Below are 9,924 nucleotides of genomic sequence, written 5' to 3'. Positions count from 1 at the left end.
GTGGCGGGGGTGGGTGGGGCGGCGAGGACCTCGCTGAGGACCAGGGCCAGTTCGCCGAAGGCTCGGCCGCGGTGGCTGATCGCATCCTTCTCCGCCGCGGACAGTTCGGCGTTCGTCCGGGTCTGACCGTCGGCCAGGAACAGTGGGTCGTAGCCGAAGCCGCCCGCGCCGCGAGGTTCGGTCAGCAGGGTGCCACGTAGCTCGCCGTGGGCGACCCGTTCGACGCCGTCCGGGGTGACCAGGGCCGCCGCGCAGACGAAGGCGGCGCCGCGCCGGTCGGCCGGGACGTCGTCAAGCTGCGCGAGCAGCAGGGTGTTGTTGGCGGTGTCCCGTTCGACCCGGGTGCCGTCGCGCCAGCCCGACCATCGAGCCGAGCGCACCCCCGGCATCCCGGCCAGTTCGTCGACGGCGAGCCCGGAGTCGTCGGCGACCGCAGGCAGCCCGGTCGCCGCGACCGCCGCCCGCGCCTTGATCAGAGCGTTCTCGGCGAAGGTCGTCCCGGTCTCGGGCACCTCCTCGCCTGGTGGCAGGCCCACCAGCTCCACGGCCAGGCCGCTGGCCGCCAGGATGCGGCGCAGCTCCGCGAGCTTCGCCTCGTTGCGACTGGCGAGGACCACCTTCGTCGTCCGGGCCGATCCGTGGTGCTCGGCGTTCATCGAGCACCTCCCGGGCGGGGAGGCCCCGCCGGGACCGGGCCGCGCAACGCCTCGGTCTGGATCGCGGTGAGCTGGGCGCATCCACGCACTGCGAGGTCGAGCAGGCTGTCGAGCATTGTCCGGTCGAACGGGGTGCCCTCGGCGGTGCCCTGGACCTCGACGAAACCGTCCGCCCCGGTGCACACCACGTTCATGTCGGTGTCCGCGGTGGAATCCTCGCTGTAGGCCAGGTCGAGCATCGCCTCGCCCTTGACCACGCCGACGCTGACCGCACTGACGCTCGTGATGATCGCATCGGGCCGGCCGAGCCAGCGGGCGGCGTCGACCAGCGCGACGTAGGCGCCGGTGATCGCGGCGGTGCGCGTGCCGCCGTCGGCGAGCAGCACGTCGCAGTCGATCGCAATGGTGTTCTCGCCGAGGGCCTTCAGGTCGATGCAGGCACGCAGGCTGCGGCCAATCAGCCGGGAGATCTCATGGGTCCGCCCGGAGATGCGGCCGCGCACGGACTCGCGATCGTTACGGGTGTCGGTGGCCCGTGGAAGCATGGAGTACTCGGCGGTCACCCAGCCCAGGCCGCTGCCCTTGCGCCAGCGCGGGACCCCCGTGGTCACCGAGGCCGCGCACAGCACCCTGGTCCGGCCCGCACTGATCAGCGCGGATCCCTCCGCGTGCTCCTGCCATCCCCGCAGGATCGTCACCTGCCGGAGTTCGTCCGGTCTCCTGCCATCCGCTCGTATCACGTCGCGACACTATCGGCCCAGGGTGACCCGGCCGCGCGCCGAGGTACGAAGGTGCGGTCCGTCAGAGCTCTCAGAGTTCTCAGAGTTCATAGACGGTGCCGGGGCTCGCGAGGGTCAGCGGGCCGTCGTAGACGCCAGCCGCCTCCTCCTCGGAACGGGCGGCGTTCCCCCACGGGACAAGATGCGTGAGCACGAGCTGACCCACGCCGGCTCGCCGGGCGTGCTCGCCGGCCTCCCGGCCGGTCAGATGCAGGTCCGGGGGGTTGTCCTCCTCATCGAGGAACGACGCCTCGCAGAGGAAGAGATCGCTGTCGGTAGCGAGGCGGACCAGCCGGTCACACGCCCCGGTGTCGCCCGAGTAGGTCAGTACCCGATCGTCGGCGGTGAGGCGGATGCCGTAGGCCTCCACCGGATGGGCCACCCGGGTGAGATCGATCCGGAACGGCCCGATGTGCAGGCGGCCGGCGCCGATGGTCCGGAAGTCGTAGATGTCGGCCAGGCTGTCGTCCGGCCATTTCTCGAACGCTCCGCACAGCCGTTCCTGGGTGTTGATCGGGCCGTAGACCGGGAGCTTGGGCGGCATGCCCTCCGGGTGGTACCGCCGCGCGTAGGAGTTGGCCACCAGGTCCAGGCAGTGGTCGCCGTGCAGGTGGCTGAGCAGCACCGCGTCGATCTCACGCAGGTCGCAGTGCCGTTGCAGTTCGCCCATGGACCCGTTGCCCGCGTCGAGGACGAGCCGGAACCCGTCCGACTCGACGAGGTAGGACGAACAGGCCGACGTCGGGCCGGGATACGTGCCTGAACAGCCGAGGATCGTCAGTTTCACCGTGGCACCACCGGGCTCTGCTGGGAGGAGGGTTCCTGGTCCGCCCCGGTTCGGGCGGCCCATGCGGCTGGAGGCGTGACTGTGGCCCGCGCGGCGGGAACGGGCGGGGACACCGCCGCGACGCCGACGAGTTCGGGGCCGAGGAACCTGCGTCCCACCCGGCTGAACAAGGTTGGATCACCCGTGGTGAGGAACCGGTGTGTGGGCGGCGGAAGGTCCGGATCGCGGAAGAGTCCATGCCGGACAAGTACCCGGTAGGTGTCCTTGGCCGTCTCCTCGGCACTACTCACCAGAGTGACGCCCTCTCCCATCACGAGGCCGATGACACCCGTCAGCAGTGGGTAATGTGTACATCCAAGTATCACCGTGTCCACGTTGGCTTCCTGCAATGGTGCGAGGTACGCCTCGGTCAGCCCGAGCAACTGCCGCCCGCAGGTGATACCCCGCTCAACGAAGTCCACGAACGCCGGGCAGGCCGCACCGGTCAACTCCACGCCCGCGGCGGCGGTGAACGCGTCGTCGTAGGCGCGGCTGGCAATCGTCGCCAGCGTGCCGATGACGCCTACCCGCCCGCTGCGGGTCGCCGCGGCCGCTCGGCGGGTCGCCGGCATGATCACTTCGATGACTGGTATGTCGTAACGCTCCCGGGCGTCGCGCAGACAGGCGGCACTTGCCGTGTTGCAGGCGATGACCAGCAGCTTCACGCCCTCGTCCACGAGCCGGTCGAGGGCATCGAGGGCGTAGCGACGCACCTCGGCGATCCGCCGCGGGCCGTAGGGTGCCCGAGCGGTGTCCCCGAGATACATCAGGGGCTCATGCGGAAGCTGGTCCAAAATGGCGCGCGCCACAGTCAGACCGCCCACCCCGCTGTCGAACACCCCGATCGGCGCGCCGCTCATGAGCGATCAGACTAAGCCGGAAACCCGATGCTCACCCTGTGGCTGTTGTCACGGAACCATTGTCCGGTCCCGGACAGTCCTCGCGCGTCCGACATAGGACCATCTCGCCTCGCTGAGCTGGGCGCATCGCTGTGCGTCATACCTCGTTGTTTACCCAGGTGAAGGCGTCCGCGTGCCGCGAGGGGCCGAGGTGTGGCCGGCTCGACATCCGGGGATCGTCCCGGTCCGCTGGATCATCCGATGACCTTCGCCTGGTCCGGAACGCGATCTTTCATCGATGTATCGCGGGAAATGCGTGGTCCGTCTGTCGATCGTCCACGAGGAGCCGTGCCCGGGTGGGTATGCCATACGGGTACAGGCACGCCAAACGGAGTGTAGGCTAGAACTGCCTGTAATCGATCAGTGACTACTAGCTATCGAACAGGTATGTTGAGGACGCGGCTGAGGTGTCCGGGTCGTTCCCATCCGTCCCCGATCCGAGGCACCCCAGTCGCATCCTCGATGTCTCCGGGCGTCTCCGGGCGTCTTCCAGGCCGCCTCCAGGCCGTCCCCGGGGTGCCGACGCAACGTGGTTCCCGACGTCTCCCCGCGCTTCTACGATGACGTCACGCGGTGGTCTTGCCATCGTCCGGCCATGCAGTCATCCAGGGAGAGCGGGGGACGCCAGAACGTGATCACGCACGGAGGGTCGCGGCCGGGTGGCTCTTCGAGCGCTCAAGATCGTCCCATGGCGTGAGGGCGGACGGTGTAAGTGGGATACACGGCACCAAACCGTCCTCTGCCTTGTCGGGTTGACGTCGATCGGGGGCATCGCTGGCCGTACGGCGATAGGAACATGTCCATGGCCCGGCTCCTCGCGGCGATCTCCACGGGCGTCGCCCTCCTGGTGGGAGGGTTGACGGCGCTTGCCGTCATGCTGCCGTCCGAGTACAGCTATCTGGTTCCGATTGTCATTATCCTCGTTGTCGTGGGGGTCAACATCACTGCCTGGCTTGTGATCCCGCGTGTCGTCGGCCCGGCGTCGGCGTCGGCGTCCGTGCACCGCTCGATACCGGAGAATCGTCCGATGGGTGGCTCGTTCGTGTTCGGTCGTGGTGAGTTCGACTGGGCGCGTTCGGACGCATCCGATGCCTCCGTCGAGTCCTCGTCGGACAACTGGTCGTCGAGCTGGGACTACGCCGGCGGAGACGGTCCGGACGGCAGCGACGACGAGAGCGGTTTCGACGACGACCGCTGGTATGGCTCCGCGGTCCGCCGCGGCGCGGGTTTCCCGCCGTCCGCTCTTACCGGAGCATCCATGCCCGGCCTGCTGTCCGCCGACACCGGACAGCATCACCGGGCCACGCAGTCCGGCCCAGTGCCGGCGGAGCCAGAGAAGCACCACGACGACAGCCGCCAGCCGTAGCGATGCCCATGTGGGGACTGACCGGCCAGGGGTATATCCCTCCGGCCAGGCACATCCCGTCCGTGCTGTGCTCGGTACGGTCGTTGTGCTCGGTACGGTCGTTGAGGTCGGTACCGCGCAGTGCGGTGCGGTGGCGGCCCGGCGCCGTGGATCAGGCGAGCCCGGCGCGTCGGCGGGCCGTCTCGGTCACCGCGGCCCAGTCCTGGTCGGTCTGGCCATGCGCCAGCGCGTCGACGAAGGCGTCCCGCAGCACGCCGCCGAAGGGCAGCGGAACGTTCCGTTCCAGCCCTGAGGCCAGCGCGAGCTGGACGTCCTTCAACCCGAGCGGGAGACGGAAGTTGACGGGCTCGTAGTCCCGGTTTCCGATCATGCGGCCATAGCCGGTGAAGACCGGGCCGGTAAACAGGTTGTCGGTGAGCACTTCGATGAACGTGGCCGGGTTCATCCCGCCGGCCTCGATGACGGCGCTCGCCTCCGCCATCGCCTCGATGCTGCAGGCGATCAGATAGTTACCCAGGATCTTCACCAGGTTGGCGTGCTCCGGCGCATCGCCGACCGTCCAGGTTCGCCGGCCGAGGACGTCGAACAGGGGCTGAACCTCGGCGATCGCGTCCGGATCGCCGCTGGTCACGATGGTGAGGTTGCCGGCGCGGGCGGCGTCGGTCCGGCCGAAGACAGGAGCCGCGAGGTAGCGCAGCCCGTGCTCGGCGTGCTCACGCCGGGCCTGGATCGCCAGCGCGGTGCTGACGGTGGCCATATTCACATGCAGTGCTCCGGCCGGCGCGGCGGTCAGTACCCGCGGATCGAGCAGGCGGTCGGTGACGGCCTGGTCGTCCGCCAGCATGCTGAGGACGATTCCGGTGGCGAACGCCTCGGAGATGCTGGCGGGCACCGCACCGGCGGCGGCCAGCTCGGTGACGGGATCCGGTGAGCGGTTCCAGGCCAGTACGGTGTGGCCGGCGTCGATCAGATTGCGCGCCATGGCGCTGCCCATTCCGCCGAGCCCGATGAAACCGATTTTCATGCGTCACCCTCCTGGCCTGGTCGGCGGACGGTCCGCCGACGCGGGTTTCCTGCCCGGCTGGGCTGGGCCAAGTGGCATCGGCCGCTCCAGCCCAGGGCGGGTGAAGAACGGACCGGCAGGTGCCGGGTCCTCAGGCGCCTGTCATCGTAGGAAGCCCGGTGCCCGAGGTCAGTGTGATGAACTCGATACGCGGGGGACCTGTGAGCAGATCCTGCCGCTCGGCGACGAAATGGTGGATGTGCGGCTGGTTCTCATGATCCTCGAACGCCTCGCGGTCGCGGTAGAGCTCGTAGAAGAGCCGGGCATTGTCGTCGCCGACCACCCGATGGGTAGTGTAGATCAAGGTCCCGGGTTCGTGGGCTGCGATCAGCGGCACCGTCTCGGCCACCAACGCGTCGAACGCGTCCGCCGTGTCCGGGCGTACCTCGAACCGCACCGCCAGACCGAACATGGATCTCCTCCTCAGGGTGTTGCGGCAGGGACATGGCGGGGCGCTGTCGCTTCGCGACGTACTGTTACCGTATCCAGGAGATCACTCTAATGGTGGCCTGAGAGCCCGGCCACATCGGTGCGGCCTGAGATCGGCCGCCTTGTGTAGTCCGGGACGGGCCATCCGGACCTTGACGGCAGGAGGCCGATGTACAGCAGATTCTGTCGACCAAAGCCGATATGGACGTCATGAACGGTACCCGATGGTATTCCTTCAAGGTTGGATCTGGTGGATGACGGGCATGGTCTCCCGGTCGGGGAGCGGAATTTTCCGAGGTGGAGCGCGGCGATGTCGCGATGCCGCCGAATCGTAGAAGGGTCTGCTGAGAACCGATCCGCTCCGCGGCAGATAGCTCCCGCTGGCCGAGGCGACCCGCGTCGCGCTCAGGCCGCCCAACGCCGTGGACCGGGACGTGCCACCCGGCTGGCCTAGCGATTCGCGGCCGGCGGGCCACAGCCTGATTGCTTCCATCGACTCGTGGTTCAAATTCGAGACGGCTCGTGTTCACCGACCTGTGAATGGAAATCCCTTGACGGCTGGCCGCTGCACCGCACTCCGGCGGGATGTAGGCAAGGTCGGCGCCCTGTCACTCTGATGATTCAGGAGACTTTCACGATCTACGTCCAGCCGTATGCCGTCGACCCCGCCGAGCGTGGTCTTTTCGCGGTTCGATACGGCGTCGGACCGACAACGCGGAATCGAGGATGGCGCGGAGTGAAATCTCGTCTCACATGGTCCCGTTCGGCTGCGCTTGTGGCCGCGACAGCCCTGACCGTCGGGCTTGGCTACGGCCTTCCGGCGGTCGCGGATCCGGGTGGCGCGGCAGCCCAGTCGGGTGCGGCGGCCGTCCAGACGGCGAGCTCGGTGCGGGTGGCCACGGTCTCGCGGTGCTCGGGTCCCAACGCCCGTTCGAACAGCGCCAGTACCGCGGCGAACTGGTCTCGGGCACCCGCGGGATCCCCCGCCTCCCCGGTCCAGTGGGCGAGGTTGCGCTGGTCGAGCAACGTGTCCGGATGGTCGGGGCCGAGGACCCGCCGGTGGATCAGGAGCAGGGCGGCGTACTGGTCACGGGCCATCGCGGGGTCCCCCGCCTGACCCACCCAGTAGGCGAAGTTACCCCGGGCGACCAAGGTCGCGGGATGCTCGGGACCCGAGACCCGCTCACGGATCGGCAGTAACTGTGCGTACTGGTCGCGGGCGGCTGCCGGGTCACCCGCCTTGCCGGTCCACCAGGCGAGGTTGGTGCGGACCCACAGTGTGCCGTGATGCTCCGCGCCGGACACCCGCTCATGGACGGTGAGCAGCGCCGAGCACAGGTCGCGCGCGGCCGCGGGATCCCCGGCCTCCCCGATCCAACGGGCGTACTGGTCACGGGATTCGAGAACATCCGGGTGTTCCGATCCCAGCACCCGTTCCCTGATCGGCAGAAACGCGGCGTAGTGAGCGCACGCGCCCGCCACGTCGCCGGCCTGCCCGGTCCAGAACCCGAGATTCGCCCAGACATACAGGGTTTCCGGATCATCCTCACCCGCGACGCGTCGCCACCGGGGCAGGACGGACAGGCACAGGTCGCGCGCGCCGGGCCAGTCGCCGGCCTGCCCGGTCCAGTCCGCGAGACGGGCCGCGACCAGCAGGGTCTGCCGGTCGTCGGCGCCCAGGGCCCGGTTGCAGACGGGCAGCAACGCCGCGAGCATGTCGCGCGCGCCCCCCGGATCCCCCGCCTCCCCGGTCCAGTTGGCGACGGCGGCACGCGTACGCAGAGCCGCGGGATGCTCGGCGCCCAGCCGTGTCACGGTGTCGTTGTGGACGTCCTCCTGCACGATCTTCGCCGTCCGGTAGTCACCACTGGCGTCGAGATACTCGAGCAGTTTCAGGACGCCGGGACGGTCCGGACGGAACACGGTACGTGCGTGGGGGACCAGCATGGCGTAGACAGGCCACGTCCCGGACCGGTGGGGTTCATCCGGCAGTGCGGCCTCCACCAGGGCCACCACCACGCCGCGCAGGACGTCGCGACGTTCCTCGGGCAGCTGACCGGCGATGACTGCCCCGACGAGGCGGTGCAGCTGAATCGTGTCCCCGCTCCGGCGGGCCAGGGAGTAGGCCAGCGCGTCACCGACCACATCGTCGAGGTCGAGCCGGGGATGGGTACCGGCGCACGCCTGCGCCAACGGGCCGTCGAGAAGATCGGGATGGTCATTGAACAGGGCCAACGGGATCGGTTCGGGAGCCAGCAGCGCGCACAGCGTCAGCAGCTGCACGGTGGCCGGGGCGTCGGCCTGCAGCCGTTCCAGGGCCATGGACCAAGCGGTGGCGATGGTGCCGGCATAGAGGGGATCGCCCCCTTTGCCCAGCAGCGTCGTACGCCGGGTACGGAACTTCGCAAGGTAACTGGCCGGATCCGTCCGGGTCGTGGTGAGGTAGCCGGCGGCCTGCGCCAACGCCAGAGGCAGGTCACCCAACTCGGCAGCCAGCGCGTCGGCTACCGCCGCGTTCAGGCCGGGAAGACGGCGGGTCAGGAAAGCCACCGCCTCAGCCCGTTCAAACACGTCCACGTCGACCGCGGCGGCGAGTGCCTCCCAGCCCGGATTCCGGGACGTGATCAGCACATGGCCCGGTCCGCTTGGCAGCCAGTCCCGCAAGGCGACGGGATCCTCGGCGTTGTCGAACACCACCAGCCACCCCACCCGACGGCCCAGGGCGGCGAGCACGATGGCCGCGATGTCGGATACCGCTCCATCGGTCGACAGACCCAGCGGGCCCGCGAGCGCGGCGAACTTCTCGCCGACCAGGAGGGTCTGTTCCGCGTCGATCCACCAGACCAATGTGTACTCGGCGGCATGCCGATGGGCGTACTCGACGGCCAACTGGGTCTTGCCCACCCCGCCCATGCCGTGCAGGGCGGTCACCGCCACCGGCCCCGACCCCAGCTCGGTGCGGATCTGGTCGAGCTGGGACTGGCGGCCGGTGAAATGCCGGTTGCGACTCGGCACGTTCCACACATCGGGCAGCCGCCCGGGGAACATCGGCTCCATCCCCGTCGCGGCGACCATCGGTTGGGCGGGCCCGCCGGGAAAGACCGGCTCCACCGCCGGCTTACTCCGCTCCCCACGTGCCGCGGCCACCAGCCGCCCGGCCGCGATATCCCGGTCGAGGCCGAACAGGTCCACGCTGACCAGCTGACCCAGCAGCCCCGGCCGATCACATTCCTCCACTCGGAACACCAGCAGCTTGCGCGCCCGCCCGGACGGGTCGGCGGCCCAGGCGGCCTGCCACTCCGCCTCTGCGAACGCCGAGGACAGGTAGGCCGTCGACAGCACCGCGATCGTGCGGGCCGCGACCTGTGCCGCCTGATGCATTTCGGTGACGAAATGACTACCCGCGTTGAAGTCCCAGGTCTGGATCCGCACCCGGTAGCCGGCGTCCTCCAACACCCAGGCGATCCACTCCGCCCATCCCTGATCGGCCCCGGTGTAGGAGACGAAGAAATCCACCCCCGACGATGGCGACCTCGCCGCACCCTGCACCGCGCCGCCGCCTGACGCCGGGACCTTCGTGCCCATAGCCGCACAGCCTGCCACAGTAGCCACGGATCGTCACAACCCAGACGCGTACCGGACAGCCGAACGGGCTGACACCCGAGAGGCCCGCCCACTTCTCGTGCGCCAGTGGTTCGGTGGGCGGTGGGCGGTGAGGACGACCTGGCGATGGCGGATGGCCTCGGCATCGGCTGCCCGGGTGGCGGCCCTCCGCGAACCCCGACCCGGCCGCCGCCAGACCCGCCCGCCGCGACAGCGCCACCACCGGCAGCAGCACATACGTCACCGAGCAGCCCGAACACCGCCCCCGCCGCGGCCGCAGCCGCACCGAGAGCACCCCGGCAC

At 69.3% G+C, this 9,924-nt stretch carries 8 protein-coding genes; 1 reads left to right on the top strand and 7 read right to left on the bottom strand.

Annotation, left to right across the window (positions count from 1 at the left end):
- From rdgB to murI, 4 genes are all read right to left on the bottom strand, one after another.
- On the bottom strand, nt 1–656 hold a 656-nt coding region (gene rdgB, locus AC08OO_RS20120), incomplete at its 3' end, for an RdgB/HAM1 family non-canonical purine NTP pyrophosphatase (protein WP_476608182.1).
- Complete coding sequence (rph, locus tag AC08OO_RS20115) at nt 653–1,396, bottom strand: ribonuclease PH (protein WP_011435323.1); 744 nt, start codon at nt 1,394–1,396, stop codon at nt 653–655. The genes rdgB and rph, both read right to left, overlap by 4 nt.
- A 79-nt stretch (nt 1,397–1,475) precedes the next feature.
- Nucleotides 1,476–2,222 (bottom strand): MBL fold metallo-hydrolase, encoded by a 747-nt coding sequence (locus AC08OO_RS20110; RefSeq protein ID WP_476608180.1) that lies wholly within the window; start codon nt 2,220–2,222, stop codon nt 1,476–1,478.
- Nucleotides 2,219–3,121: a glutamate racemase gene (gene murI, locus AC08OO_RS20105; RefSeq protein ID WP_011435325.1), complete on the bottom strand. Its 903-nt coding sequence runs from the start codon at nt 3,119–3,121 to the stop codon at nt 2,219–2,221. The genes AC08OO_RS20110 and murI overlap by 4 nt, the downstream gene beginning before the upstream one ends.
- An 841-nt stretch (nt 3,122–3,962) precedes the next feature.
- Here murI and AC08OO_RS20100 point away from each other — a divergent pair.
- A complete protein-coding gene (locus AC08OO_RS20100; protein ID WP_476611263.1) occupies nt 3,963–4,526 on the top strand; it encodes a hypothetical protein in 564 nt (187 codons plus the stop codon).
- Between the two features lie 151 nt (nt 4,527–4,677).
- Here AC08OO_RS20100 and AC08OO_RS20095 read toward each other — a convergent pair whose 3' ends face one another.
- The 3 genes from AC08OO_RS20095 to fxsT all read right to left on the bottom strand — a co-directional run bounded on the left by AC08OO_RS20095 (nt 4,678) and on the right by fxsT (nt 9,603).
- Nucleotides 4,678–5,550, bottom strand: a complete 873-nt coding sequence (locus AC08OO_RS20095) for an NAD(P)-dependent oxidoreductase (protein ID WP_134351697.1) — start codon at nt 5,548–5,550, stop codon at nt 4,678–4,680.
- Between the two features lie 130 nt (nt 5,551–5,680).
- Entirely contained in the window at nt 5,681–6,001 is a 321-nt protein-coding gene (locus AC08OO_RS20090; protein WP_476611262.1) for a putative quinol monooxygenase, read from the bottom strand.
- A gap of 824 nt (nt 6,002–6,825) precedes the next feature.
- Nucleotides 6,826–9,603 carry an FxSxx-COOH system tetratricopeptide repeat protein gene (fxsT, locus tag AC08OO_RS20085; RefSeq protein ID WP_476611261.1) on the bottom strand — a complete coding sequence of 926 codons (2,778 nt, stop codon included), beginning with the start codon at nt 9,601–9,603 and terminating at the stop codon, nt 6,826–6,828.
- Nucleotides 9,604–9,924: the final 321 nt, after the last annotated feature.

This window comes from Frankia sp. CeCAU1 (assembly GCF_977971845.1).
Note: the sequence above shows the minus strand (reverse complement) of the source record. Positions and strands in the feature narration are given on the sequence as shown.

Coding starts and splice junctions, on each gene's coding strand:
- AC08OO_RS20095 (WP_134351697.1), bottom strand. CDS start 5,550: ATGAAAATCGGTTTCATCGGGCTCGGCGGAATGGGCAGCGCCATGGCG.
- AC08OO_RS20100 (WP_476611263.1), top strand. CDS start 3,963: ATGGCCCGGCTCCTCGCGGCGATCTCCACGGGCGTCGCCCTCCTGGTG.
- murI (WP_011435325.1), bottom strand. CDS start 3,121: ATGAGCGGCGCGCCGATCGGGGTGTTCGACAGCGGGGTGGGCGGTCTG.
- fxsT (WP_476611261.1), bottom strand. CDS start 9,603: ATGGGCACGAAGGTCCCGGCGTCAGGCGGCGGCGCGGTGCAGGGTGCG.
- AC08OO_RS20090 (WP_476611262.1), bottom strand. CDS start 6,001: ATGTTCGGTCTGGCGGTGCGGTTCGAGGTACGCCCGGACACGGCGGAC.